Origin of the sequence: Picosynechococcus sp. PCC 7003 (genome assembly GCF_001693255.1) — a bacterium.
In the GTDB taxonomy this organism is placed as follows: domain Bacteria; phylum Cyanobacteriota; class Cyanobacteriia; order Cyanobacteriales; family MRBY01; genus MRBY01.
The window spans coordinates 2,338,099-2,362,509 of record NZ_CP016474.1 but is presented as its reverse complement, the minus strand read 5'-3'; the positions used below and the strand labels follow the sequence as shown (position 1 = coordinate 2,362,509).

At 47.6% G+C, this 24,411-nt stretch carries 25 protein-coding genes and 1 tRNA gene; 5 read left to right on the top strand and 21 right to left on the bottom strand.

From position 1 onward, the window contains the following. Positions 1-15: 15 nt before the first annotated feature. From gpmI to AWQ21_RS11275, 5 genes are all read right to left on the bottom strand, one after another. Positions 16-1,593, bottom strand: coding sequence for a 2,3-bisphosphoglycerate-independent phosphoglycerate mutase (gpmI, locus tag AWQ21_RS11295; protein ID WP_065714622.1), 1,578 nt, complete (start codon positions 1,591-1,593; stop codon positions 16-18). Between the two features lie 157 nt (positions 1,594-1,750). Continuing rightward, the gene (locus AWQ21_RS11290; RefSeq protein ID WP_065714621.1) at positions 1,751-3,292 is read right to left on the bottom strand and encodes a Gldg family protein; all 1,542 of its coding nucleotides are present in this window, start codon (positions 3,290-3,292) and stop codon (positions 1,751-1,753) included. Between the two features lie 29 nt (positions 3,293-3,321). Further along, positions 3,322-4,113, bottom strand: coding sequence for an ABC transporter permease (locus AWQ21_RS11285; RefSeq protein WP_198159728.1), 792 nt, complete (start codon positions 4,111-4,113; stop codon positions 3,322-3,324). Next, positions 4,103-5,080 carry an ABC transporter ATP-binding protein gene (locus AWQ21_RS11280; RefSeq protein ID WP_065714619.1) on the bottom strand — a complete coding sequence of 326 codons (978 nt, stop codon included), beginning with the start codon at positions 5,078-5,080 and terminating at the stop codon, positions 4,103-4,105. Before AWQ21_RS11280 ends, AWQ21_RS11285 begins: the two co-directional genes overlap by 11 nt. Before the next feature lie 39 nt (positions 5,081-5,119). After that, positions 5,120-5,296 (bottom strand): twin-arginine translocase TatA/TatE family subunit, encoded by a 177-nt coding sequence (locus tag AWQ21_RS11275; protein WP_065715324.1) that lies wholly within the window; start codon positions 5,294-5,296, stop codon positions 5,120-5,122. Between the two features lie 165 nt (positions 5,297-5,461). Between AWQ21_RS11275 and AWQ21_RS11270 the strand changes: the two genes are divergently transcribed. Next, on the top strand, positions 5,462-6,193 hold the full coding sequence (locus AWQ21_RS11270; protein WP_065714618.1) for a phycocyanobilin:ferredoxin oxidoreductase: 732 nt from the start codon (positions 5,462-5,464) through the stop codon (positions 6,191-6,193). 13 nt (positions 6,194-6,206) lie between these two features. Here AWQ21_RS11270 and AWQ21_RS11265 read toward each other — a convergent pair whose 3' ends face one another. The 7 genes from AWQ21_RS11265 to AWQ21_RS16250 all read right to left on the bottom strand — a co-directional run bounded on the left by AWQ21_RS11265 (position 6,207) and on the right by AWQ21_RS16250 (position 12,254). Then, positions 6,207-6,536: a hypothetical protein gene (locus tag AWQ21_RS11265; protein ID WP_012307825.1), complete on the bottom strand. Its 330-nt coding sequence runs from the start codon at positions 6,534-6,536 to the stop codon at positions 6,207-6,209. A 133-nt stretch (positions 6,537-6,669) separates the two neighbouring features. Continuing rightward, positions 6,670-6,742: transfer RNA gene (locus tag AWQ21_RS11260), tRNA-Arg, on the bottom strand. A gap of 31 nt (positions 6,743-6,773) precedes the next feature. Beyond that, positions 6,774-8,450 carry a hypothetical protein gene (locus AWQ21_RS11255; RefSeq protein ID WP_065714617.1) on the bottom strand — a complete coding sequence of 559 codons (1,677 nt, stop codon included), beginning with the start codon at positions 8,448-8,450 and terminating at the stop codon, positions 6,774-6,776. 76 nt (positions 8,451-8,526) lie between these two features. Next, a complete protein-coding gene (locus tag AWQ21_RS11250; RefSeq protein WP_065715323.1) occupies positions 8,527-10,221 on the bottom strand; it encodes a hypothetical protein in 1,695 nt (564 codons plus the stop codon). Positions 10,222-10,293: 72 nt separating this feature from the next. Further along, the gene (locus AWQ21_RS11245) at positions 10,294-11,271 is read right to left on the bottom strand and encodes an ABC transporter ATP-binding protein (RefSeq protein ID WP_065714616.1); all 978 of its coding nucleotides are present in this window, start codon (positions 11,269-11,271) and stop codon (positions 10,294-10,296) included. Between the two features lie 197 nt (positions 11,272-11,468). Next, positions 11,469-11,666, bottom strand: a complete 198-nt coding sequence (locus AWQ21_RS11240; protein ID WP_012307821.1) for a DUF2949 domain-containing protein — start codon at positions 11,664-11,666, stop codon at positions 11,469-11,471. A 450-nt stretch (positions 11,667-12,116) separates the two neighbouring features. Next, a complete protein-coding gene (locus AWQ21_RS16250; RefSeq protein ID WP_157094748.1) occupies positions 12,117-12,254 on the bottom strand; it encodes a hypothetical protein in 138 nt (45 codons plus the stop codon). Between AWQ21_RS16250 and AWQ21_RS11235 the strand changes: the two genes are divergently transcribed. From AWQ21_RS11235 to AWQ21_RS11220, 4 genes are all read left to right on the top strand, one after another. Further along, a complete protein-coding gene (locus AWQ21_RS11235; RefSeq protein ID WP_065714615.1) occupies positions 12,253-12,594 on the top strand; it encodes a histidine triad nucleotide-binding protein in 342 nt (113 codons plus the stop codon). The genes AWQ21_RS16250 and AWQ21_RS11235 overlap by 2 nt on opposite strands. Before the next feature lie 49 nt (positions 12,595-12,643). Further along, positions 12,644-13,204 (top strand): gamma-glutamylcyclotransferase family protein, encoded by a 561-nt coding sequence (locus tag AWQ21_RS11230; RefSeq protein ID WP_071932286.1) that lies wholly within the window; start codon positions 12,644-12,646, stop codon positions 13,202-13,204. A 42-nt stretch (positions 13,205-13,246) separates the two neighbouring features. Further along, positions 13,247-13,735, top strand: coding sequence for a thioesterase family protein (locus AWQ21_RS11225; protein WP_065714614.1), 489 nt, complete (start codon positions 13,247-13,249; stop codon positions 13,733-13,735). Between the two features lie 74 nt (positions 13,736-13,809). Beyond that, positions 13,810-14,796 carry a saccharopine dehydrogenase-like oxidoreductase gene (locus AWQ21_RS11220; protein ID WP_065714613.1) on the top strand — a complete coding sequence of 329 codons (987 nt, stop codon included), beginning with the start codon at positions 13,810-13,812 and terminating at the stop codon, positions 14,794-14,796. On the opposite strand, the gene AWQ21_RS11215 is transcribed toward AWQ21_RS11220, so the two are convergent. The 9 genes from AWQ21_RS11215 to AWQ21_RS11175 form a co-directional block, all read right to left on the bottom strand. Continuing rightward, positions 14,759-16,027 carry an McrC family protein gene (locus tag AWQ21_RS11215; RefSeq protein ID WP_065714612.1) on the bottom strand — a complete coding sequence of 423 codons (1,269 nt, stop codon included), beginning with the start codon at positions 16,025-16,027 and terminating at the stop codon, positions 14,759-14,761. The genes AWQ21_RS11220 and AWQ21_RS11215 overlap by 38 nt on opposite strands. A gap of 2 nt (positions 16,028-16,029) precedes the next feature. Then, positions 16,030-17,613 carry an McrB family protein gene (locus AWQ21_RS11210; protein WP_065714611.1) on the bottom strand — a complete coding sequence of 528 codons (1,584 nt, stop codon included), beginning with the start codon at positions 17,611-17,613 and terminating at the stop codon, positions 16,030-16,032. Positions 17,614-17,894: 281 nt separating this feature from the next. Next, complete coding sequence (locus tag AWQ21_RS11205) at positions 17,895-18,512, bottom strand: HEAT repeat domain-containing protein (protein WP_065714610.1); 618 nt, start codon at positions 18,510-18,512, stop codon at positions 17,895-17,897. Between the two features lie 60 nt (positions 18,513-18,572). Continuing rightward, positions 18,573-19,379 carry a HEAT repeat domain-containing protein gene (locus tag AWQ21_RS11200; RefSeq protein WP_065715321.1) on the bottom strand — a complete coding sequence of 269 codons (807 nt, stop codon included), beginning with the start codon at positions 19,377-19,379 and terminating at the stop codon, positions 18,573-18,575. 112 nt (positions 19,380-19,491) lie between these two features. Next, on the bottom strand, positions 19,492-19,740 hold the full coding sequence (locus AWQ21_RS11195) for a phycobilisome linker polypeptide (protein ID WP_065714609.1): 249 nt from the start codon (positions 19,738-19,740) through the stop codon (positions 19,492-19,494). A gap of 177 nt (positions 19,741-19,917) precedes the next feature. Further along, complete coding sequence (locus tag AWQ21_RS11190) at positions 19,918-20,790, bottom strand: phycobilisome linker polypeptide (protein ID WP_065714608.1); 873 nt, start codon at positions 20,788-20,790, stop codon at positions 19,918-19,920. 118 nt (positions 20,791-20,908) lie between these two features. Then, positions 20,909-21,397, bottom strand: a complete 489-nt coding sequence (gene cpcA, locus AWQ21_RS11185; protein ID WP_012307809.1) for a phycocyanin subunit alpha — start codon at positions 21,395-21,397, stop codon at positions 20,909-20,911. Positions 21,398-21,502: 105 nt separating this feature from the next. Next, complete coding sequence (locus AWQ21_RS11180; protein WP_030007295.1) at positions 21,503-22,021, bottom strand: phycocyanin subunit beta; 519 nt, start codon at positions 22,019-22,021, stop codon at positions 21,503-21,505. A gap of 744 nt (positions 22,022-22,765) precedes the next feature. After that, a complete protein-coding gene (locus tag AWQ21_RS11175; RefSeq protein ID WP_232314959.1) occupies positions 22,766-24,283 on the bottom strand; it encodes an ammonium transporter in 1,518 nt (505 codons plus the stop codon). Positions 24,284-24,411: the final 128 nt, after the last annotated feature.

Genomic DNA, 24,411 nt, shown 5'->3' with positions numbered 1-24,411 from the left:
TTTAGGATAACCGATTTATCGACGTCGGGTCACGGCATAGGGGGCCGGGGCAATGAGAGATTGGCCAGTCATTTCTTGCGGTTTGTCAATGCCGAGAATATCGAGGATCGTCGGTGCGACATCTGCTAAGCAGCCATTTTCCCGTAACACCACATCACCACCATGGCCCACCACCTTACGGCGTTCCCCTTCAATCAAGATAAAGGGCACAGGGTTGGTTGTGTGTGCTGTCCAAGATTTGCCTTTTTCATCGGCCATATATTCAGCATTGCCGTGGTCAGCGGTAATTAATGTGGTGCCGCCCATTTTGCCGATAGTTGCCACTAAACGACCTAAACAATTATCAACGGTTTCAATGGCCTTTACCGCCGCTTCAAGTTTTCCAGTGTGGCCGACCATGTCGGCGTTCGCGTAATTAATCACCACCAGGCTATAAATACCTTTTTCAATGGCTCGGCAAGCCGCATCCGTCACTGCCTCGGCAGACATTTCTGGCTTTTGGTCGTAGGTGGCAACCTGGGGGCTAGAAATCAGTTCTCGGTCTTCTCCTTCGAAGGCAACCTCTAAACCACCATTGAAAAAATAAGTAACATGGGGATATTTTTCGGTTTCTGCGGTGCGGAATTGCTTCAGGCCATTGTCCGCGATCACTTCCCCAAGGATTTTCGTCAGATTTTGGGGCGCAAAGGCGACGTGCACAGGAAGATTGGCATCGTATTGGGTAAAAGTGACGAAATTAAGATCCGGAATTAATTCCCGTTCAAACCCTTGGAAGTTTTTGTCTACTAGGGCATAGGAAAGTTGTCGGGCGCGGTCGGGTCGGAAATTGTAGAAAATTACGCCATCGCCTGGTTCAATGGCTCCTTCCTTGAGGCGCACAGGCGGGATGAATTCGTCGGTCACGCCGTTGTCGTAGTGGTCTTGGAGAATTTCTGCAAAAGAACGTTGGTCGAAGTTCTCGTTTTGGGTCATTACGTCGTAGGCTTGCTTGACGCGGTCCCAGCGGCGATCGCGATCCATGGCGAAGTAGCGACCACTGATCGTCGAGATCGAGCCGACCCCAAATTTATCGATGTGGGCTTGGATCTGTTGGAGATAGTTAATGCCTTCGGTGGTATTGGTGTCGCGCCCATCGGTAATGGCGTGGATATGAACATCAGCGATGCCGTTAACCTTGGCTAGATCTAATAAACCCAGGAGGTGGTTGATATGGGAGTGGACACCACCGTCTGAACAAAGACCAATGAGGTGTAATTTTTTCCCAGCTTGGCGCGTTTCTCGACAAACTTTAACGAGGACGTCGTTACGGAGAAAGGAGCCGTCTTCAATGGCATCGGAAATACGCACCAGTTCCTGGGGGACGACACGTCCTGCCCCAAGATTTAAGTGACCGACTTCAGAATTCCCCATTTGGCCGTCTGGCAGCCCCACCCTTTTTCCAGAGGTGTGGATTAATGTCGAAGGATATGTAGCGAAAAAGGCATCGACATTTGGTGTATTGGCAGCCGCAATGGCATTTGCGTTAGCTTCTTGACGGTAGCCCCAGCCATCTAAGATTACGAGCACCACTGGGGATACAGGTGCGTTCGCCATGATGAATTCTTTCCTCTATTGTGGGTGTCTGTACGGGGGAATGCAAATCGATAATATCACTTTCTGCAATTTAGACTATCATTCCCAAAAATTAATAATGTTTTAATGTAGTTTTCTCAAAGTTTACTGAAATTTATCAGTCATCTCACATATTTTTCTAACGACGTCGCCAAAGACAAAAGATTGCACCGCCTAACCCCCCTAGGGGAAAGAGGATTGGCGCTAACCAGGCGAGGGTTGCAATTTGCCAACGGCGGAGATTTAGGCGTCGCTCTTGGGGCGTTCTCGGTTGGATTGCCAGGGGAGCGTCTTTCGTCTGGGCAAGCCAATTTACGGTATTGAGTAAGAGGTCACTATTTAGATATTGTTCTAGCCAACCATTGGTCACGAAGGTCATGTTCCCAATTGCCACAAGGCGAGTTGCCTCCATTGTAACTTGGGGATTTATTTTTTCCAGGGCCCAGCCAAAGCTAAGGGGGCCGGGGCGATCGCCTGGGGGGTCAAAGGTGGGATTGGCAATTTCGGGCTGGCTTTCGGCCCAGGTTTGATCATCGGTACTGAGAATTGCGGTGGCGGCGATCGCCTCTTTTGTGTCGATGGAGATGGGGCGCACCGCTTGATAAATGGAGTTCTGGCCAGCGAGAGCAGTGGTGATGGGGTGGTCGCCATATTGATCGAGGACGAGGGTCGTTTGCCCTAAACCGAGGAAATCAGCCCGGTTCACTTGGTCGAGGATCAGCCGTTGGTCGAGGCTGAGGCCCCACTGACCCAGGAGCGAATCTAGCTGGGGATCCGTTTGGGGATCAAGGAGAAGAAGGAGACCATGGTTATTGGCGAGGGCGGTTTCCAAGAGGGTGACTTCCCCTGGGAGAAATGGCGTTTGGGGGCCAATCACGGCAATCAGATCGGCGTCTGGGGGGACTGCGGGGGTTTGGGTGAGATTCAGAGGCGAGACTACATAACCTTGGGTGGTCAACAGTTGGGTCATTTGCCCCAGCCCTCCTGGGATTTGGTCAAGGGGCGGTTCACCGTGGCCTTGGAGGATATATAAATGGGGTTGGCGATCGCCTTGGATTTGCAGAATGCCATTGGTCAGTTGACTTTCTGTGAGGGGTTCCCCCTGGGCTAGGACTTTCAGCAGTTGGGTTTTATCGCCATACTCAAGGTGAACTTCGCCGCGACTCTTGACCTGAAATCGCTGTACTGCCTCAAGATTACGGTCTGGATCAACAAAAACGTAGCGAAAATTATTGGGATTGAGCCGTTGATAATTGTCTAAAAAAGGCTTTAAATTCGCATCGTCTGTTTCCTGGAAAAGCCAAAGGGTTAGAGGTTGAGATAAATTTTGCAGTACCCCTTGGGTTTGGCTAGAGAGGGTGTGGATTTGGTTTTCTGTGAGGTCAATGCGGAGGGGGAGCTGGACAGCTAAAAAATTCGTCAGACAAAAAATCAGCAAAATGGCGATCGCCCCCACAATCCCATTTGTGCCCATCCGGGTAGATCGCCTACTCCAGAACTGTTGCAGCCCCATTCCCAGACCCGAAAAATTTCTGATCCCCCATCCTAATAGCAATAAACCAATAAAAATCAAGCCATAGGCGAAGCCTTCTCCAGTAGCCCCCAGGACGACAGCGCCCGCGACCACCAGGGCCAGTCCCAACCAGATGAAATATCGTGAAAACCGTTGCTGTGGAAACATGATGCTCTGTTGAAAATATCAAGAAACCATTAACGCCGTGCCCAGCGCAAAGCTTCAATGGATTGGGCCGTGAGGACAACCCCCAAAACGCTATAGCTGAGGAGCAAGACAAGACTACTGCTATCGAAAATGCCCTCGAGGAAATTGTTGTAATGTTTCAGTAAAGAGAGGTGTTTGAGACCATCTCCCAATGGCCCCGACAGGCGATCGCCCAGTATATCTACCAGCCACAACATTAGAACCAGGGTAAAGGTCAAGACCGCCGCAATCAGAGAACTATCCGTTAAAGACGACACAAACATCCCCAAAGACAAAATAGCGGCTACCAGTAGCAATAAGCCCAGATGCGCTAAGAGAAAGAGACTGAGGGGAAAGGTCGGGGCCGCATTGGCTAAGACAATCAGTTCCCACAGCACCATAGGCAGGAATAACACCGAAAAAAACGTTACGACTCCCAACAATTTGCCCACTGCCACCGCCCAGTTCGTCACGGGGGAAGTCGCTAAAAGTTCTAGGGTGCCCTGTTTACGTTCTTCGGCATAGAGGCCCATGGAGAGTAATGGCAAAAGAAACAACACTAAAATACCCAAAATTCCCCAAAAAGCCTGGAGAAATTCCGTCGCTACATCAATGGGGGGTAAGGCAACGCCCATCTGTTCTTGGGTAGAGACAAAGGTGACAATCCCCTGGGGGCCAATTAGGAGTGTCAAGAAAAAAAATCCTCCCAAAAACCACAACAACGTCGCAAAAATGTAGGCGAGGGGTGCCGTGAAGTAGCTCTGTAATTCCCGACGAAAAATCGCCACAATATTATTCAGCATTAGCATGGAGTTGTTCAGACAGGGGATCGTTCGCCTCGGCATTCAATAATTCTAAAAAAACATCCTCAAGGCTGGGGCGTAGTCGCTGCATTTCATAGAGGCCCACCCCCGCGTTGACAAGGATTTTTGCAATTTCTTTGCCCCATTCGGGATTATCTTCAGTGGTGAGTCGAAAGCGGGGACGGCGGGGATTTGTTGGTGCTAAAGATTCAATGTGTATGACGCCCGCTAAGGGATCAAGGAGGCGTTGGATTTGCGCCAGTTCGCCGTCGGTCTCTAGTTCATAGCCGTGGTAATTCAGGAAATGGTTTTGGAGGTTCTGGGGGGTATCGGTGGCGACGAGGTGGCCTTGGTTAATCATCACTACCCGGTCACAGGTGAGGCTAACTTCTGAGAGGAGATGGGTTGATAGCAAAATAGTGCGATCGCCGCCTAAAGATTTAATCAGGTGGCGCACTTCGATCATCTGGGCAGGATCTAAACCAACGGTGGGCTCATCGAGAATAATCACCGGGGGATCATGGACGATCGCCTGGGCAATGCCGACCCGTTGCCGATAGCCCTTAGACAGGTTACGAATGTAATGTTTGGCTTTGGGTTGTAACTGGCACTGGGTGAGGGCGGCTCGGATTTTGTGGGGGAGATCGCCAGCGCTGACCCCCTTGAGTTGTGCCACAAAATTGAGGTAGCCAGCCACGGTCATATTGGGATAGAGGGGCGGATTTTCCGGGAGATATCCCAGGTGCCGCCGCACCGCCATGGATTCTGTGTGAACATCATAGCCAGCAATTTTCGCCGTTCCCGTCGTCGCGGGCAGATAGGCACTGAGGATGCGGAGGGTCGTGGTTTTCCCCGCACCGTTTGGCCCCAAGAAACCGACAATTTCCCCTGTTTCTACCCGAAAACTGAGATCGGCGATCGCCTCTGTCTGGCCGTAGGTTTTGCCAAGCTGCTCAACTTCAATCATGGTGAACTAAAAAATTTCGCCAACCCCAAGTAACCGAATCTAACGTTGATCGGAGTCAAGATAATCATCTTCCGTCTCCGGAGTCTCCATTTCCTCTTTAAAGCCCCGCAGGGTTTTCCCCAAGGCACTGCCCACTTCCGGGATTTTCTTGGGGCCAAAAATCAATACCACCACCCCTAAAATAATCAACACTTCAGGCCAACCTAAGCCGAACATGGGCGTACCCCTCACAAACATTAATTTATGGGACAATTGTGCCGCATTTGCGGCGGTTCCAGTATATCTTTGGTTCTAAATTCTGGGTCTGGGTCATCCACTCGCGTTACCTAAGGGACCTAGAAAATTGTTTTAAACCCCTTTTTAAAGATTTCTTTTTCGCCCATGACTGCCCCTGCAACCAAGCCAAAATTTTATCCCCTCATCGAACAGCTCGCTGGTGTCATCCTCGAAACCTGGCATCAACACTTAGATCTAGAACCCTTTACCCTGCCGGAGGGCCTGGGTTATATCGAAGGCAAATTAGAGGGGGAACGGCTCACCATCGAAAATACCTGCTACCAGAGCCAGCACTTCCGCAAAATGCACCTGGAAATGGCTAAAGTGGGCGAAAACCTCGATATTCTCCATTGTGTGATGTTTCCCCGTGCTGAGTATGCCCTACCGATGTTTGGCTGTGATTTAGTCGGTAATCCTCGCGGCGTGAGTGCGGCGATCGCCGATTTATCCCCGACCAGTGCCGATAAAACCTTGTCTGCGGCTTACCAAACACGCCTACGCCAGAACCAAGGAAATCTCAACTTTTCCCAGCCCCGTGATCTCCCAGAATGGGGCGCAATTTTTTCGGAATTTTGCCTCTTTATTCGCCCCACCAATCCCAGCGAAGAACAGCAGTTTTTGGAACGGGTGCGAGAATTTTTAACAATTCATTGTCAGTTGGCCCTGGGTTTAGAAAAGCTTTCTCCCGCTGAGCAGGCTATTTATCTGGCAGGACAACGGCACTATTGCCAAGAACAGCAGCGTAATGACAAAACGCGCCGTGTTTTAGAAAAAGCCTTTAATCCCGACTGGGCCGAGCGCTACATGAGCCAAGTGCTGTTTGATATCCCAGCTTAGATTCGCTGAAGCTTTAGTTACCACAGCAGCGGTCAATGCCTAGGCTATCGAGGATCAAATCACTCACGGCATTGGCCACCGCAAATTCGCCGTAAAACGATTCTTTAAAGTTAAATGATCGCATTTCTGTGACGATGGCAATCACGAGGGAACCAAGGTCATTTTCCCCTTCGAGGCGTTGACGCACATAAATTTCCCGGGCGCGATTGGCAATTTTTTCGTTGGCTGGTTCCGGTAAAAACTCCGTATCAAGCCAATGCTGCAGAGATTTTTCTAACCATTGTCCTTCAATGGCCGGATCGGTAATCGGTGGTAAGGTGATCGGCGGAATTGGTTCAGCCATACAAATTGAAAAAAAAGGTGCACAGTAGCGGATTGACCCTCAGTATATCAATTTCCCCCAGACCTGGGAGGCCTAAAAAAAACGACCTGTACCTTACGGAAGACAAGTCGTTGGGATTTTTTCTTTTTTTTCACGAGCACGGAGGGATTCGAACCCCCGACCCTCAGAACCGGAATCTGATGCTCTATCCACTGAGCCACGTGCCCATACAGGAATACAAGAATAACATGTTTTAGATCATTCGGTAGGGGTCGGCTGAAAAGTTTTCAGGTCGGATTGTCCGAGGCGTTGGATCTGTTGTTGCAGTCCCCAAAGACAGCCGAGAATCACCCCCCACTGGGCGATCGCACTCCAGATCACCATACTGGGCACCGCCATGGCAACGGCACCGAGGGGAAACGCCGAAAAGAGGCCGAGGGTAATGGGCAAGGTAAAGCGACCATGGAAGACCATAAACAGGATAAAAGGAACAATACTAGGCCCGATGATGGCAACACCAAACCAAATGGCGCGTTTTTGACGACGGAGAAAAATCCATTGGGTCAAAATTCCGAGGAGGAAAAGGCAACTTCCCTGGAGTCCTAAAGCCGTGATCACCAGCAGTTTTTGACTGGGCATCGGGGACAAGAGAACAATGGCCATTTGATAGCCCGTGGTAAGGAGCAACATCAAGGCGATCGCCCCTAGGGCCGGAGAGCGATCATCCTTGAAAAAGGCCCATTTAAACCGTCGGCGAGCAACATCCTGGTGCCGAAATCTCGCCCAATCTTGTACCCGCTGCCGGGTCGGCGTTAACAACAGAATTAACCCCAACATCACCACCCAATAGAAGCCTTGTAGGGTTTGAAAATTGGCAAAAAGACGTTCGGGGCGATCGCCAGCCCAAACAAACCCCGTCATGAAAATCGTGCTGCTAATGGCAACGCCACAACCCATGGTTTTCGTGATAATCGTGGCCTGGGGATCATAAAAACGCCGCCGAATACCTTGCCAAGCCAAGGCTTCTAGGAGGACATAATGGATCGCCATAAACCCAAGGCTGCCCAGCCCGATCACCCAAAGGGAAGAGCCATACCATTGGGTCAGAAACCAGTTGTGGGGCAAAAAATAACCAATGGTTTCCGGGGCGAGGGAATTCTGATCGACGAGATAATAGAAAATATTGCCCGGATAGAATACCCGCACCCAATCAAAGGGAGTATCGCTGGGAAAATTATCCTCAAAACAAGCCACAGACATTCCAAAAAGATAGAGACCGAGGCCACCACTATAGAGCCAGGTGTGAAAGCCCCCCAACAGTTCACTGCCCACCAAACTCCATAGAACCGCCCCCATAAAGATGGTTAAACTAGAGGCGATCGCCACCCCATAAAGCAGCATTAGCCAACCTAGAGAAATACCACCTTGAAAACCCAACCACAGGTGCCAGGGCAGGACAAAAGCTAGGCCAATGTAAATGAGGCTGGGCACTCCCAACAGCTTCCCCAGCAAAATTTTTGAGACGGGTTGGGGGCTGAGACGCACAAAGCCCAGGGTTCCCCGTTGTTCTTCCTTCGCGATATCGGCCCCAATTAAATGGGTACCAACCACTAAGAGAATTCCCAAGCCCACCAGGGTCAGAGCCACAAACACATCAAAATGCCACAGTTGCCAGTTGAGCAGCCAGTCGTTGCCATCCCTTAAACATTGATAGGTAGACCGCCAATAGTCATCTTGGGGGCCAGTGCAGTAACGGTTGTAGGGCTCATTAACCAAAGTATTGGGCAATTCCCCCAGGTAAAAGAGGTACAACAGGAATTGGCTAAAGCAAGCAACACTAAAGGCGATCGCCACATTTTTGCGGCTGAAGCGGCCTTTTAATTCCCGAAAGAGTTGGGGATTCCAATCACCGAGGGCGTTAAGGATTTTATCCATGGTTGATACCTGGGATTACGGATCTATAAAGATGGGGAGCCATTGCCGACTGACGAGATTTAGGGGACTTCAGGGGTTAACTGGCTGGGGTCAGGGTCTGCTTTAGCTCTGAGGCGCCAAGCTGCTGAATCCGGCGACCCACAACCCGATGCAGCACGGCGATCGCCCCCATTTGGCCCAAAATAGTGAGCAAAATGCTCGCTAAACTGGCGTTTTCCGTGGCGACCATCGGGAGAATTGTCCAGAACCAAGGGGCCGACTGCAATTCTGGGTTAACGCCATTAATGCCGAGGAAAATGAAGGGCAAGATCACGCCACTGGTGACGAAAATCGTTGCACCGACGCCTTGCCGCCTGCCTTTTTTCAGGAGTATCCGCTGGGCCGCAACACAGAGCAGGAGAACCATTAAACCCTGCATCACTACCCCAAGCGCAAAGGAGATTTTGTAGGGGGAGGCCACAACGACAACCACAGCCAAGGCGATCGTCCCGGTGACAATGCCCACATTGACCATCACTGCGCCAATGGCGGGGCTGCGTTCCCCAAACAGCCAATCCTGCCATTGCCCTTTTTGGTAGCGGCTCCAATCTTGGAGGGACTGGAATGACGGCGAAAGCACGGCCATCAGAGCGAATAAGTAGCAACTACCGGCCAGGGAAAGCAGCAGAAAATTAAACAGCCAGTCGTTGTGGTCGGCGATCGCCCCCAGGGGAAGTTGCACTGTGAAACCAAGACCGAAAATAGTGAGCAATGCCGTTAGGCCATAGCTTTGTTTCTTGCTGAGGAGGGTGCCATTGAGATAATGAAATTTCCGGCGAAACGCTTGGAGAAACCAGTAGATCCCCACCCCGTAAAGCAGCAGATAAATCAAACCGGCGATCGCCCCATGCTGCCAAAGATAAACCCGAAAAAAAGAAACATCGGCGAGGCTGTCATAGTTAAAGGTGGGCAATTGCTCCGAAGCGGCACTGGCTTGACCCAAGTACACCAACATATGCAACGGATTAAATAGATTAATACCGTCCATGAGATTGCCGACATGGCTATTTTCCTGGAGGAGAAACGTCGTGCTCCCCATCATTAAGTAAAAAAGTCCCCCCGTTGCTAACCAAGCTTTCAGGGCCGGTTGGGTCGGATTCACCAGACTATACAGCGCCGCACCACTATAGAAAAAGCCGTAACTGGCCGTGATCACCCCGTAGAAGAGAAAAATCAACGGTAAAGGAATGCCTCCCCTGAGCCCAGCCCAAAAGTGTAAGGGGAAAACCAACGCCAAGCCGACATAAATTAAACTCGGCACACCTAAAATCTTGCCAATGGCGATCGCCTGGGCTGATTGAGGGCTGAGTTTGACAAAGTTCAAAGTGCCCGCCTTTTGCTCTTTGCCTAAATCTTGAATCAACAGGTAAACGCCCCCCAACAAGGCGACAAAAAATCCCACCACACTGAGGGTCATAAACAGGTTCGTCCACCACAGGGGCCAGTTTAGGTTCAAATTTCCCGCCGCATCAATCACACAGAAGTTTTGGTTGTGGATCAAATGGCTATTGGGATCAAAGTCCGCCGGTGCCTGACCAATACAATAATCGTTGGTGGTGGTAATCCCAGCACTGGGGAGGGTCATTCTCAGGCTGAGGTAAAACGTTCCTTGGGCGAGAAAAGCGGCGATCGCCACCAAGCTGAGAGCTTTTTTAGACAGTCGGCCTTTCAACTCTCGAAAAAGTTGTGGATTCCAGTCACCGATGCGGTCTAGCCATTGATGAAAAACCATGATGTTTTGGGGATGGGGATCAATAAACAACAATTAAAAAATGTGGGCAAATATAAATTCAAGCAACCACTGCTAGGTTGTTTGCTGGTGACCCAGTTTCAGGAAAATGCTTTCTAGATCCTCTGTTTTGCCATAAAACTCAGACACTGCAATGCCCGCCGCAATCAGATCCTTTAACAGAGCCGTGCTCTCTGCGGGGGTTCCCGCAAATTCTACTTGCAAACGATTGGGGGCGCAGGTTTCCCAAGCGCGAACGAGGGGCTGCTGTTTCAGTTCTGCCACCAGTCCGTCCAAGTTATCCAAGGTGCTGACCACTAGGTATTGCCGGGAGAGCCGCTGGTACAAATCCTCTAGGGAGGTACTTTCGACGAGATAGCCCAATTCCATAATGCCCACAGAAGAACAGAGTTCTGCCAAATCACTGAGGACATGGGAAGAGATAAGGATCGTCATGCCAGCTTCCTGGAGCACCTTAATAATTTCGCGAAACTGCATCCGCGCAATGGGGTCTAAACCGGAAACCGGCTCATCCAGGAGTAATAACAGGGGTTCGTGAATAATGGTACGGGCAAGGCTGAGGCGTTGTTTCATCCCCCGGGAAAGGGTGGCGATTTTGTCATTCCGTTTGTGGGTGAGTTGCACCAGCTCTAGGACTTCACTCAAACGACGTCGGCGACGGGGCTGATGGAGGTTATAAAGACGCGCAAAGTAGTCTAAATAATCCCAAACATTGAGGTCATCATAGAGGGGAAAATCATCGGGTAGATAGCCAAGGCGCTGCTTGAGGTGGGGGTTACTGTCGTCCCGCAGGAGGCGATCGCCATGGATATAAATTTCGCCGAGGGTGGGTTCCTCCGCCGTAGCCAACATGCGAATTAATGTGGTTTTCCCGGCACCATTAGGGCCGATCAAGCCATACACTTCCCCCGGCTGTACCTGGAGTTCCACATCACTCACAGCCACCTGTCGGTCAAACTGTTTTGTCAAATTAAAGGTGGCGATCGCCATTTGGTCAACGGGTGGCGACGATGTCGATTGCGCAGTAAGCATAGGCTCTGAAATTCTCAACCCAATTTGCCCCTAGCTTAACCACAGTTAACCGCCGCTGCCCTGGGCCGTTACAAAATTGAAACAGCGGTCCCTCCAGAATCCGCGCTACTAAAAAGCAGGCCCCATTATTCCGAGAACCTGTACCAAGCACCATCCGTTGCGATTGTGTCGAGCCAATAATCGAGCTTTAAGTTCTTTTAGGCTGTCTCAAGCCATTCATAAATGCGGTCTAACTGCTCCAGGGTCACCAGGCCATACTGCCACAGCACCATGGGTAGGGGATGATGGGCAGATGTATTACTCCGATGGCGTTCCATCACAGAAATGGATTCCCCAGGAATAGCCAGTTCTTCTTGCAGAAAGTGAATAAATTTTGAGTAGGTGATCGGCGTCATATAGGGTTTTGCGCTCCATAACTTATGGAAATTTCACTAGATACTTAGCGGTAAGGGAGAGGAGGATATGCGTTTACTGGGGTGAGGAGAAAATCGAAACTATCCTAAAGGGCTTTGAGACAAACAAACATTATCCTAAGGGTGGATTTTTGATCAGTCTGTAGTAGAGATCACAAGGAGGGGGGCTACCGAGAGATCTAGGAGTTCAATCAAGAAACGTGATCCACGATCTGCATTATCAATACTCCAGACTTTATAAATAAGTTTCCCCGATTATAGGGAGTGTTTTTCTCTCGTGGTGTGCTGTTTCTGTTTTTGCAACCCCAGATTGGTTAGGATACGAAAGGAGTGCATTTCATCGGTTAATCTAGGGGGTCTACTAAGATTGGTGGTGAACGAAAAAGTAAAATAGATCAGGTTAAGGCCCATATCCTACTGTGCTTTTTCGCATTAAGCAAGAATCTTAATATCTTTTTCGGTTTGTTTGCAGTAGCGGGGATTTGCTTCACTGAACTTAATACTCAAGCGTCCCAGGCGAGCAACCCGATAAAATAACTCCCCAGAGACTTTCACTAGGCTATAGCCCATGAGCGATACGATTTTTGGCAAAATTATTCGGCGAGAGATTCCGGCGGATATTGTCTATGAGGACGACCTAGTCCTGGCTTTCCGTGATGTCAACCCCCAAGCCCCTGTGCATATCTTGGTGATTCCCAAAAAGCCAATTTCAATGCTGACAGCGGCTGATGATACAGATCAAGCGCTTTTGGGTCATTTATTATTAACGGTTAAAAAGATTGCCCACCAGGAAAACCTCGACAAAGGCTATCGTGTCGTCATTAATACGGGTGAGGATGGGGGCCAAACGGTGTTCCATCTCCATCTGCATCTCCTCGGCGATCGCCCCCTGGCTTGGCCTCCCGGCTAAACCCCTGTAGCGTAAACCCCAGGCTTTTATTCCCTTGAGGTAGCGGCCCATGTCCTTTGACCCTTCTGCGCCCCCTTTCCAAACCCACACAGCTTCCCAGCCCCGCACCATCACCCACACAGACAGGGCTTTTTATTATTTCGCCTATGGGTCTTGTATGTGTCCTGTGGATTTAGCTCGTACCATCGAGGAAGATGCCCACCAATTTGTTGTTGGCCGGGGTATTCTGCAGGATTATCGGTTGGCGTTTAATCGTCTTTCGCCCAAACGCAAGAGCTGCGGTGTTTTGGATGTGGTGCCCCACGAAGGCAGTCATGTAGAAGGCGTCCTTTACCATTTGCCCTGGCGAGTCAGTGAAAAGCTCGATCTGCGGGAGGAAGTCCCCACCAACGGTTATCGCCAAACCCAGGTTACCGTTGAATGCCAAGGCCAGCGGTTCCAGTCGGTGCGCACCTATGTCGTTGTGAATAAAACGCCCCAGGAAGTCCCGCCAGACGATTGGTATTTTTATATTGTGATGCGGGGCGCAATGACCGCCGGCCTTTCCCGTGACTATTCCTGGCGATTGTTTAACCATATGAAACGTCTCCAACGGGGTCAGACCCTTTGAAATTTTTGATGCTGTGTGCTTAGGAAGAAGGATTGATATTTTATGGTTGCCCCTAAACAAGAAGAACTCCCCACAACGGCGATCGCCCGTTCCCCAGCTTTACATGCTACCAGTGAACCCTGGTTTGACTATCCAATTACGGTTTATCCCCATCACACCGACTATGCTGGCGTCGTTTGGCACGGCACTTACATTAAGTGGCTAGAGGAAGCCCGGATCGCCTGCCTCCAATCCATTGGCCTCGATTACGCCGACTTGGTTCAATTGGGGTGTGAATTACCCGTGATCGCCCTATCAACCCGTTACCATAGCTTTCTCAAAATGGGGATGAGCGCGATCATTAAAACCCGCATGCAAGAAATGAAAGGCGTCCGCATGGAGTGGGACTATCGCATTGAATCCCCAGACGGACAGGAACTTTACTTTACAGGTCAAGTGACCCTGGTTAGTGTTGACCGAGAAAAAGGCAAAATTATGCGCCAACTGCCCCCAGCAGTGGAAGAAGTCTTCAAGAAAATTCGTGGGATTTAAGGCCATTTCTGCCGATAATAGACAGTCTATGCTGGACTATACAGACAAAATTTTGACGTTTATCGAAAATCACTATGAGTAATATTATTCGCGTGGGTGTCCTGGGCTTTGGCGGTCTCGGTCAAGCTGCAGCTCGATTACTGGCTCCAAAATCAGAAATGCGCCTCGTGGCCGCTGCCGACCATAAAGGCTATATCTATAATCCTGAGGGTCTCGATACCCAAGCCTGCATCAGCACCTATAACCAGCAGGGTTCCGTGGGTCATGTGCCAGAATATGGCATTTTGAGTCAAAACAGCATTGCCGATCTGATCGCCAATGCCCAAGTGGATGGTTTTTTCCTCGCTCTGCCGAACTTGCCCAATACTTTTATGGCCGATGTAACCCGGCAATTTATTGCTTCTGGTTGGCAAGGGGTTTTAGTGGATGCCCTAAAGCGCACCAGTGCCATGGAACAAATCCTCTCCCTTAAGGACGACGTGAAAAATGCAGGTATTACCTACATGACGGGTTGTGGCGCGACGCCTGGTTTGTTGACGGCAGCCGCGGCAGTGGCGGCCCAAAGCTATGCAGAAGTGCACAGCGTTAAAATTACCTTTGGGGTAGGCATTGCCAATTGGGAAGCTTATCGGGCGACCATCCGGGAAGATATTGCCCATATGCCTGGCTATGATGTAGAAAAAGCGCGAGCCATGAGCGATGCAGAAGTGGAAGCTCTGTTAGATGAAACTAATGGCATTATTTCCCTCGAAAATATGGAACATGCCGATGATCTTATGCTGGAATTGGCTGGAATTTGTTCCCGTGATCAGGTCAGTGTCGGCGGGGTAGTCGATACGCGCAATCCGAAAAAACCCCTCAGCACCAATGTGCAATTAACGGGCCGTACCTTTGAAGGCAAGATTGCCACCCATACTTTTACCCTTGGGGATGAAACCAGCATGGCTGCCAATGTTTGTGGCCCTGCCTTTGGGTATCTCAAAACAGGCGTTTGGCTGCAAAAGCAAGGTTTAACAGGCATTTTCACGGCGGCAGAGATGATGCCCCAATTTGTGAAGTAGTTTCTCCTGAAGGATGACATTTCTCCAAATCCTCCTTATTTAGGGGGATTTTTTCTTGGGAAAATAAACAAGTCAAAAATTGTTGTCCTGCTGTAGCACTCACATCATTTAAGACAAACGGAATGGTTTGTACGCGGATATTTTCACTGAGTTGATCAACGGCATAGGGTAAAGCTTCGGGATAGATAAGGATGGCGCGTTTGGTTTGTTTCAGTAAAGCGTAGTGGATGATCTGATTTAAATCTGCATGACTAGGTTTTTCTGGGGTTTTATATTTAGTATCAAGGACGGCGATCGCCTGTTTAGTTTCCCGTTCATACAGCACAAGATCGATCTGATAATTAATTTTGTCAGTAAATTGATATTTTTCTTGAGCTTTGATGAAATATTTATTTTCTAAGTTTTTCTTGAGCCAAGCATGCACAAATTTTTCGTATAAAACAGCAGTATTAATCAGAAAAGGTAGAGTTTTTCTTGTGCCAGTTTGATGACTTGGGGTAAGGTTTTCAAGAAAAAAATTACAAAGCTGGTGAATGATTTTGTAGTCTTGGTTAAGACGATGATAGGTGAAATTCTGACAATCTTGAGCGGTAAATGGGGTTAAAGAAATAGTTCCTTGTAAAGCATGGTGTGCTTGGCGGAGTTGGGTTTTGGTTTTTGCTTTTAAAAGGTTTTGCGTGCGTCCGAGTTGGTGTAATGTCCAGAGCAAAATTTGATTTTCAGGAATGTCAGAAGTGTGGGTATTGTAACGACAGGGTAGGCGAATTTCCCACGGACTTCGAGCAGCTTGATGCCATTGAATTTTTCCACGGGACGCAATAAGACGGTCATTTTCGGATAGATAGCTGCGATAAAGTCCTTGTTTAGCACGACTAAGAACTTTTTGGGCTAATTTTTGGGCTAAATAGTCACAAATATCTTCGAGACGGTCGCAATGGGTGAGTTGCTCAAATATTGTTAAACTGTTGAGATTTTCGACATAATCTAACATTTGCCAAACATATTTTATTTCTGTTTTGGGCAGAATGCGAATCGTAAAGTCTGGTGTAACGGGAATTGTGCCGATATAACCTTTCGGTGTTAATTGCCAAGGTTTATTACTGAGGAAAGATGGTTCCTTTATTTCAAGATATTGACTATAGTTTTGATGAATAGTTTTGCCGATACTTGTAGGAATTTCTTCGGGCTGAAAATCTTGGGTTTTATATTCAGTCAGGGTGATTTCTGTCATATTTAACCCATGATTTCGGCTTGAACTTTCTTCCATTGAAATTCCGCACATTGTTCGGGGTTGTCGTAAAAATATTTTTCGAGGTAAGGATAAATTTCGAGTTCCCAAATGTCTGGAAGGTTTTCATTTAAGTTTTGATCTAAGAAGAAAGAAATCCCTAAATGATAGTGGTGATCGCCGATAGCTATATTTACTTTTTCAATGACGTTAATTAAAGGCTCGACATTGAACTCTGTTTCGTTTTGCTCATGCCATTTACGTAAGACATTATAGTCAGGAAACAATTCAATAAAAGCGAAACGGCGACGTAGGGCATGATCTACAAGAGCAATGGATCGATCCGCCGTATTCATCGTGCCAATAATATAAACGTTCTCTGGAATGCTAAAAAGTTCATTACTACCTGATAGTCTAATTGCTTGATTACGATATTCTAGCAGGTACATTAATTCGCCGAAAACTGCGGACAAGTTGCTACGATTAATTTCGTCAATAATTAATATACATTTACCTGTTCGTTGTCTGGCTTTTTTACAAAATTCAAGGAAGCGACCTGCGACAATTTTATAAACTAAATTACCACTTTCATCAACTTTAGGGCGTAATCCCTGTATAAAATCCTCATAGGTATAGGCAGGATGAAATTGAAGTATTTCAACAAAGCCATCGCTTTTAGTAACTAAATATTGGGCAAATTTAGTAGCAATGAAAGTTTTCCCAGTTCCTGGTGCTCCATGAAGAACAATATTTTTTTTGCGATTAATTGATCTACAGAGTAAATTCAATAAAAAAACATTAGAGTTGGTATTTGTTATAAAATTATCTCTCGAACAAGTATTATTAACCATGTCTTCTTTGTCTGTATCTAAGTGGCGCTTACAATCGTCGAGAAAGATGCCGATATTATATGTGTCCATTTCTCGAAATTCTGGAAGATCTTTAAAAGAAAGACACAACTTATGATTCATTGTCATGGAGTAAAAAAGGGCATGACGTAAATCTTCAAAATAAATTTTCAAATTGAAATTCTCAAATATTTCTTGAGGATCACAAAATGAGGAAAAAGATTTCATTAATTGTTTATCTAAAAATAAATCTAATGCATATGTCTCTTGGGGAAAAAATAAATTGGGAAAATAAATGTATAGTATTTTGAGTGGGATTCGATTAAATCCTGTTCCAAAATGCTCAAATGCAATAGCATCTAATTCTTCTAGTCGATCTTCTTCGACTGCATTGATCAAAGATAAAATTCCAGTCTTTACAATGTAAAATGCGTCTTTTTGTGTTTGGGCTTTGATTTTTCTATGCCACTTCCATTGATTAGCGCTTGTGTCCCAATAAATGCCATATGCAGAATTTCTATTTTTAGTATCATCAATATTTTTTATTTTGAATTTCAACCAATAGCAAAAACTATTTTTAGAAAAATCAGGATGATTAAGAGCATATTCCTCTAATGTTAATTGGGCCAGTTTTTGCCTAGGAAATTGTTCAATAAAATCTTGCCTTGTTTTTTCTATACCTTCAGGTCTCTTTAGACTGTTTTTTTGCTTCCAACTTATAAGATATTCTCGCCAATTCATAATCTAAATTATATGCATTCAAAAAACAATAATTATCTGTAGCTCTTGTTTTACTTTTAGCGATTTGGCCAGAAATAATGAAATGATATGAGTTGCTTGATATATTTTTGTTTGAGCTGATTTTCGTTACTTTTAATATTTCTAAATTTATATTTCACTTATTCGAGCAAGTTTAAAAAAAAGTTGTCACTTGACAATGAGGCGAGTTATTCAATACTAAACCAATAAATTTGATATATTTTAAAATTGACTAAGTTTTGACATATTGCCACAGAGATTTTTCAAGTCAAAGTATTGATCGCTTTTTCAATCCTAGCTCGAACTCCTGCTTCTGGCTCTGAGTTCATAAACACTTGTAATTTCTCTTTAATCAGCATTTTCTGCGTATCATTAATGCTGCAAGCTAAACCTTCTAGTCCGGCGATCGCCCCATAGCGCACCACCCATTCACCATCCTCAAGGGCCAAAAATAGACAATCGCAAACTTTTTGCTGCTGTATTTCTCGCTCAGAATCGGGCACTTTTTGCCACTGAATATTTCCCAACCCCTTAGCCGCAGAACGACGCACACTAAAAGCAAAGTCTTTATTAGCGGCTTCGATCAGCAAATCTAAAGCGCGGGGATCACCAATGCCGGCAAAGACCCGCAGCATCCACGCCCGCGCCCCATAGTTATAGCCATCGACATTTTCGAGGAGGTAGGGCACAACGGCCTCACCAATATTGATCAAACCATTGACCGCTGCAACGGCCGCTCCTGGGTTATTAAACTTCAGCACCTCTACCAAAGTAGGAATGGCTTGCTCATCTTTTGTTGCCGCAAGCTGCGCCACATTTTTGACCAGGTCTTGGGCGGAGGTGGGGTTGTTAACGGCACGAATTAAAACTTCGACGGTCATGGGTTCAGAAATTAGCGATCGCAAAAAACTTAGGGATAGGGATTTGGTTAAAAAAGGTTCCTAGAGCAGACTATCCATTAAGTCGAGCAATTGTAAACCGTCCGCATCGAGGGTCATGGCAGTACGTTGTAAATGGGATTCGAGAATGCCCTTGAGGGAAATTAACTTGAGGCTATTTTCGGCATAGGCTTTGGCGATCGCCTGACCGGCTGGAACATAGCCGATGGCACCTAGATCGAGGAGGGCCGAGCGTCGCAATTGTAATTGAGGGCCATTCAGGGCTTCCATTAACTGTTCAGCATAATGGGCTTCCTGGGTCAGTTGATACAAAGCCCGTAACGCCGCATAGCGTATCTTGTCGAAGTCATGGTCTAAAAATGGCTTAATATCGGCGATCGCCTCCACGGCACCAATCGTCCCTAACGCCTCAATCACTGCTTCATAGGGCTGCACTAAATGGGGTTTGCCCTCAGCCTTAACCGCCGCCGCAACGCCACCGGCGAGTAGTTTTTGCAAAGCTGGAATTGCCTGTCGATCCCCCAACATCTCCAACGATTGGGCCGCCGACTCCCGCACATAATAATCTGGACTGGCTAAACTCTCGATCAACGGCGTCACTGCAGCCAGATTGCCTAATTTACCCAACGCTTTTGCGGCGTTCCGACGTAAAGGATAACCCCCATCTGGTGAGCGATCGGTTTCGTCCTTTAAAGCCTCCAGGAGAGCATGCACGGCCCGCTCATCTTGCACCCGGAACTTGCCAAACCACCAAGCCGCATAATAGCGTTTGCCCGGATCTGCTGTTTGTTGGATATTGGCGATCGCCTCCTCCAGGGTCCAGGCCTCTGCCATCTGCCAATCTGCCATTGTTAAAATCTTCCCCGAAAAAACAAACCGGAGTAACCGAGAGCCATAAACACTCCCCATTACCCCGCTGAAAAACATAAGTTAAATATCAAAAACTTTCAAATATCTAAGTTTATTCTGCTTCAGCTGCCGCAGCTGTGCCGCCATCATAGGGTTTAATCGAAACGATTTTGCCCCCCAGACGTAAAATCCGTTGCATCTCATCATTCATGCGAGCATAGGGCACATTGATAAAAACACTGCCACTGCGACGAAATGCGTATTCTTGATTGTCCGTTTCTTCTGTTTGGCGCAGCCCCTGTACTTCATAGGTAAAAACACGCGAAGCCGCTTCCGTTCCGTTCGCAAATTGACTCAACATGGTTCTTTCTTGGAACTCCGTAAAAGATTTATGTACAATAAACGCTTAAGGTAAAGTCGCCAAAACCAGGCACAAAATCGAGAAGCTTAGACCCCCTCTCAAATTTTGTCCCTGATTTTCATCAATTACCCACTCCGGTAACAATCAGAGATCACGCGCAAACGAGACCTCTAAGCTTTACTGGCCGGCAGGTGAAATACTGGCGACTCTACCACCCATCCGCTGAATTTCTTGCAGCTTCTGAGACAGACGAGATACCGGTACGAAGAAAACGCGACTGCTACGACGAATCCGAGGATAGCGAGGCGTAGACAACGCCGCAACTTCAACCCGGACAACTTGATCATCCGCGCTCAAACCAGTGGAACCACCAAGGGATTGACCAGGATGATAATCATCAGCCGCAGACCGGAAGGCCCAACCTTCATTAACACCAGAAGGACCAACCACCGCAGAGGTTGTGTTACGCGCGAGCTCTTGGGCTAAACGAGATGCACTTCCCGCGATTTGAGCGCGATCGCTGTTGGCATAACCCCGTTGTAGACTAAACATCCGGGTAAAACCAACGGTACGGTGTCCAGTTTGAACAACATAGCTACGGATGTAGGGCACAATATTGTCCCCGAAGTTTTCCGTGTATTCAGCGCTATCAATGTAAGAATTGATATCCGCTTCAAATCCCTCATTCTGGTAGCGATCGAGGTGTTCAACCACTTCAGACTCATCATAGGGAGCCCGACCCAATAAGTGCTTGAAGTTCAGTTCAATCACACGGGTTTGGAAATTGTTGTATAAAAACTTTTCTTTATATAGCTCAGACTGGGCCACGGCACGGACAAAATCCCGCACAGAAATAAACCCATTCGTGAACAAAGACTCCGCAGCTGTTAAACGCTCAGAGGACATGATGTAATCATTGCCCAAAACCTGGCGATAAACGGCGCGGATGACGGTTTGTGCATCATCTCGAGAATAGTTAGCGCGCAGTTCGACCGGTGATTGATCAAACGCAGCGGTTCCCAAGCGAGAGGCAGCGACAGTAACTGGCATGTGCCTAATACTCCTTGTTAAACCAATGTTTTTAGATAGAGCAAGACCCGGAAAAGTAAGTAGAACCCAACACTTAAGCTGAAAACCACTTACCCATCCGGGCCTAGACTAAGCAAAATTAGCTGAGAGCGTTAATTGCGTAGTCGATGTAGTTGTTAGTTTCAGTAGCAGCATCGCCAGTCAAACCGTGGTTTGCTTTGATGTGCTTGAGAGCTTCAACATACCAGCTGGGAGAAAGATCGAAAGTACGGTTGATTTCGTCAACACCAGCGATGAGGTACTCATCCATGGGGCCAGTACCACCAGCAACTAGGCAGTAGGTAACCATGCGGAGGTAGTAACCGATGTCACGAGCACACTTGTCTTTACCGCGCTGGTCAGCAGCGAAGTTGTTGCCAGGAGTGCTGGTGGTGTAGGGGAACTTGCTGTAAACCGCTTGAGCAGCACCATTAACGAGAGTGTCAGCTTTTGCAGTCAACGTTTGAGCCGCTTCAAGGGCGAAAGCACCTTGACGAAGACGACCATAGAGGTACTGGAGCTCAGTGTTGCTGAGGAAACGGCCTTGAGAATCAGCGAGTGCTACTGCTTCGGTAAGAGGGGTTTTCATTGTCAGATTATCTCCCTATGGATTATCAATAATTTTCTTTAAAAGGGCGCCTTACGATATGGGTAAGACTTAAAACGGAAAATGTCAGAGTTGAATTAAAAAAGATTATTCAACAGCTTTGGCAGCAGTTTCGAAGTAAAGTTCGATTTCCTGTTGGAGAGAGCTGCAGTCACCAGCAGTTACACCAGCGGGATCCATAACAATCGCTACAGCGGCTTTACCCATTGCACGTACACCAGCAGCAACGGAAGCACCGGGAACACCAAGAGCAACATAGGTTTCACGGAGGCCGTTGAGGCAGCGGTCGTTGAGTACGGACGCATCACCAGTGAAGGTTGCGTAGGTTACATAACGGAGGATGATTTCCATGTCGCGAAGACAAGCAGCCATGCGACGGTTGGTGTAAGCATTTCCACCGGGAGCGATGAGTTGGGGCTGGTCAGCGAAGAGTTGACGAGCAGCGTTGGTAACGATGGAAGACGCATTGTTGGTCATGCGGCTTACGGCATCAGAACGCTTGGTACCTTCGGCAACAACTTTTTTGAGAGCTTCGAGCTTGTCGCTAGAAATGAACTCACCTCGGGCATCAGCCTGAGAAACAACCCGGGTAAAAATATCAAACATGTTTTTATCTCCTACTTATATTTTGATGAGTGGGATTTATTTTGTGCGGTTTGCTTACTAACAAGAGTGAAGCAAGTGCTGAGGGGCTCTCTTGCTGAAAACAAAACCTTAGAGTCTGTCAAAGGTTGTGTTTTCGAGTTGGAAACTTAATCCCCAAAGCCAATTAAGAGTGTCAGCTATTTTTGCTTGTTTTTCACCTTGGTATTTAAGAAACTTTACATTCATTGAATTTTTCAGATTCTTAAAGTTACCAGATGAAAATCATGCTAGTTCCTTAGAACCTGTAGGGTTTCTAAGGAGTGCTGCGGATGACTCTTAATCTTAGGTAAATGTTATACAACGTCTGTCGGCCTTTAAACATTACATCTTGTAAAAAGATCTGTCACAAAAGTTCACATTTGCAGGCGATCGCCGCTGATTTTCTCAGGGAATCCTTGGGCTAGATAGAAGAATAGCAGGGCATTTGCAAGGTTGAGCAAAGCGGTTTCTAAGTGGACTCCCCCTAAGGTTAGATCTCTGGATTTTTAAAATTTCACAAAAAATCAACTCGGAAAACCAAACTGAAAGACCGGATTAATGAGTCGATATACTCAAGGACGTTCCTGACCTAGGGCATACTTTTCTTGTCGATCAGATATTGATCGGGGAACGTAACAAAATGTGAACTTACACAAAAAACCTCCCTTGAATAAGGAAGGTTGTGGAAGATTTTTTTAGATTACTTTAAGGATTTCCTGGGAGGATTTATCCTTCAGTTTCGGAACCAGTGGCAGTTCCTCGGAAGATCACATCGGACTCTTTAACGAAACCGCTGTAGGCTTCCATGCCGTGCTCACCAATGTCGAGACCCCGGAGTTCTTCGTCTTTTTCAACCCGAATACCACCGAGGACTGCCGATAGGGCATACCAAACAATGAAGCTAAAGGCGACGGTAAAGCCACCGATGGAGAGAATTCCGACGATTTGGGCAATTAACTGTTGAATACCACCACCAGTGAATAAGCCCCCATCCATCTTAAACAGACCAACGGCGAGAGTTCCCCAGATACCGCAGACGAGGTGAACAGAGGTCGCGCCAACGGGGTCATCAATTTTGATGGCATCAAAGAAGGCAACGGAAAAGACAACGATTACACCGGCGATCGCCCCGATGATTACAGCAGAAAGGAAGCTGACGCCGTCACACCCAGCCGTGATCCCAACAAGACCGGCCAAAATACCGTTAATGATCATGGATAGATCCGGCTTGCCATCCTTAATCCAAGAGGTTGCAGTTGCTGTGATCCCCCCAGCAGCAGCAGCGAGGTTGGTTGTAATCGCAATGTAAGGAACCGCAGCATCAGCAGCTAACTGAGAACCGGGGTTAAACCCAAACCAGCCAATCCAGAGAATCAAGCAACCCAAGGTCGCAATACTCATGTTGTGGCCAGGAATTGCATGGACTTGACCATCGCGGTATTTACCTAGGCGAGGCCCAACAATGGCAGCACCGACAAGGGCCGCCCAACCACCTACGGAGTGAACAATGGTTGATCCAGCAAAATCATGGAAGCCGAACTCAGCGAGCCAAGTACCGTCCCACTGCCAGTGACCAGTGATGGGGTAGGACACAGCAACGAGGAGGAAACTGAAGATTAAGAATGCATCGAACTTAATCCTCTCAGCAACTGCCCCGGAGACGATGGTTGCGGCGGTTGCAGCAAAAGCAACTTGGAAAAGGAAGGATACGCTTTCTGGAACAAAGTTCAGAATTTGCGTGTCACCATCCATGGTGTACCACTCTTCACCAGCGTAGGGAACGCTACTGCCGTTAAAGAAGAACCCTTGCGTACCAATGAAGGCATTCCCTTCACCGTACATAAAGGCATAGCCAATAGCCCAATAAGCAATAGTAGCTACAGCAAAAACGATCAAGTTTTTGGAGAGGATATTGACCGCGTTTTTCTGACGGCAAAAGCCGGCTTCAAGCATTCCGAAGCCTGCGTTCATGAAGATAACGAGGACAGAAGCAATCAGAAGAAAAATAGTGTCAAGAATGATTTGTACTTGACCGGCTGCATCAACGGCATCGGATTGCGCCATTGCAGCAGTACTCCAAACGACGGTGATAATCGCCGCTAAGGGAATACAAGCAAGCCAGGCAGGAGAGAAATGGCGGGAGAGCTGACGGGCAAAACGAAGCACCACACTGTTATCTGTTGTGTGGGGAGACTGCAGGTTTTCCCGTGCCCATCCACGTTGTTGAAAAGTTGACTTAGGCATTAGTTTGAGATGTTGTTTAGGCATTCACTCAATGGAATAACACAGGCAAAATTCGCTAATGGTAGCAGAAGTAACCTTTTGAAAAGCCATCAACGAAAGTTGCCGAAAAATCATCTATGGTCTGAAGC

Excerpts from the sequence above, each read along its gene's own strand:
- gpmI (WP_065714622.1), bottom strand. The coding sequence starts at position 1,593 with ATGGCGAACGCACCTGTATCCCCAGTGGTGCTCGTAATCTTAGATGGC.
- AWQ21_RS11290 (WP_065714621.1), bottom strand. The coding sequence starts at position 3,292 with ATGTTTCCACAGCAACGGTTTTCACGATATTTCATCTGGTTGGGACTG.
- AWQ21_RS11285 (WP_198159728.1), bottom strand. The coding sequence starts at position 4,113 with ATGCTGAATAATATTGTGGCGATTTTTCGTCGGGAATTACAGAGCTAC.
- AWQ21_RS11280 (WP_065714619.1), bottom strand. The coding sequence starts at position 5,080 with ATGATTGAAGTTGAGCAGCTTGGCAAAACCTACGGCCAGACAGAGGCG.
- AWQ21_RS11275 (WP_065715324.1), bottom strand. The coding sequence starts at position 5,296 with ATGTTCGGCTTAGGTTGGCCTGAAGTGTTGATTATTTTAGGGGTGGTG.
- AWQ21_RS11270 (WP_065714618.1), top strand. The coding sequence starts at position 5,462 with ATGACTGCCCCTGCAACCAAGCCAAAATTTTATCCCCTCATCGAACAG.
- AWQ21_RS11265 (WP_012307825.1), bottom strand. The coding sequence starts at position 6,536 with ATGGCTGAACCAATTCCGCCGATCACCTTACCACCGATTACCGATCCG.
- AWQ21_RS11255 (WP_065714617.1), bottom strand. The coding sequence starts at position 8,450 with ATGGATAAAATCCTTAACGCCCTCGGTGATTGGAATCCCCAACTCTTT.
- AWQ21_RS11250 (WP_065715323.1), bottom strand. The coding sequence starts at position 10,221 with ATGGTTTTTCATCAATGGCTAGACCGCATCGGTGACTGGAATCCACAA.
- AWQ21_RS11245 (WP_065714616.1), bottom strand. The coding sequence starts at position 11,271 with ATGCTTACTGCGCAATCGACATCGTCGCCACCCGTTGACCAAATGGCG.
- AWQ21_RS11240 (WP_012307821.1), bottom strand. The coding sequence starts at position 11,666 with ATGACGCCGATCACCTACTCAAAATTTATTCACTTTCTGCAAGAAGAA.
- AWQ21_RS11235 (WP_065714615.1), top strand. The coding sequence starts at position 12,253 with ATGAGCGATACGATTTTTGGCAAAATTATTCGGCGAGAGATTCCGGCG.
- AWQ21_RS16250 (WP_157094748.1), bottom strand. The coding sequence starts at position 12,254 with ATGGGCTATAGCCTAGTGAAAGTCTCTGGGGAGTTATTTTATCGGGTT.
- AWQ21_RS11230 (WP_071932286.1), top strand. The coding sequence starts at position 12,644 with ATGTCCTTTGACCCTTCTGCGCCCCCTTTCCAAACCCACACAGCTTCC.
- AWQ21_RS11225 (WP_065714614.1), top strand. The coding sequence starts at position 13,247 with ATGGTTGCCCCTAAACAAGAAGAACTCCCCACAACGGCGATCGCCCGT.
- AWQ21_RS11220 (WP_065714613.1), top strand. The coding sequence starts at position 13,810 with ATGAGTAATATTATTCGCGTGGGTGTCCTGGGCTTTGGCGGTCTCGGT.
- AWQ21_RS11215 (WP_065714612.1), bottom strand. The coding sequence starts at position 16,027 with ATGACAGAAATCACCCTGACTGAATATAAAACCCAAGATTTTCAGCCC.
- AWQ21_RS11210 (WP_065714611.1), bottom strand. The coding sequence starts at position 17,613 with ATGAATTGGCGAGAATATCTTATAAGTTGGAAGCAAAAAAACAGTCTA.
- AWQ21_RS11205 (WP_065714610.1), bottom strand. The coding sequence starts at position 18,512 with ATGACCGTCGAAGTTTTAATTCGTGCCGTTAACAACCCCACCTCCGCC.
- AWQ21_RS11200 (WP_065715321.1), bottom strand. The coding sequence starts at position 19,379 with ATGGCAGATTGGCAGATGGCAGAGGCCTGGACCCTGGAGGAGGCGATC.
- AWQ21_RS11195 (WP_065714609.1), bottom strand. The coding sequence starts at position 19,740 with ATGTTGAGTCAATTTGCGAACGGAACGGAAGCGGCTTCGCGTGTTTTT.
- AWQ21_RS11190 (WP_065714608.1), bottom strand. The coding sequence starts at position 20,790 with ATGCCAGTTACTGTCGCTGCCTCTCGCTTGGGAACCGCTGCGTTTGAT.
- cpcA (WP_012307809.1), bottom strand. The coding sequence starts at position 21,397 with ATGAAAACCCCTCTTACCGAAGCAGTAGCACTCGCTGATTCTCAAGGC.
- AWQ21_RS11180 (WP_030007295.1), bottom strand. The coding sequence starts at position 22,021 with ATGTTTGATATTTTTACCCGGGTTGTTTCTCAGGCTGATGCCCGAGGT.
- AWQ21_RS11175 (WP_232314959.1), bottom strand. The coding sequence starts at position 24,283 with ATGCCTAAGTCAACTTTTCAACAACGTGGATGGGCACGGGAAAACCTG.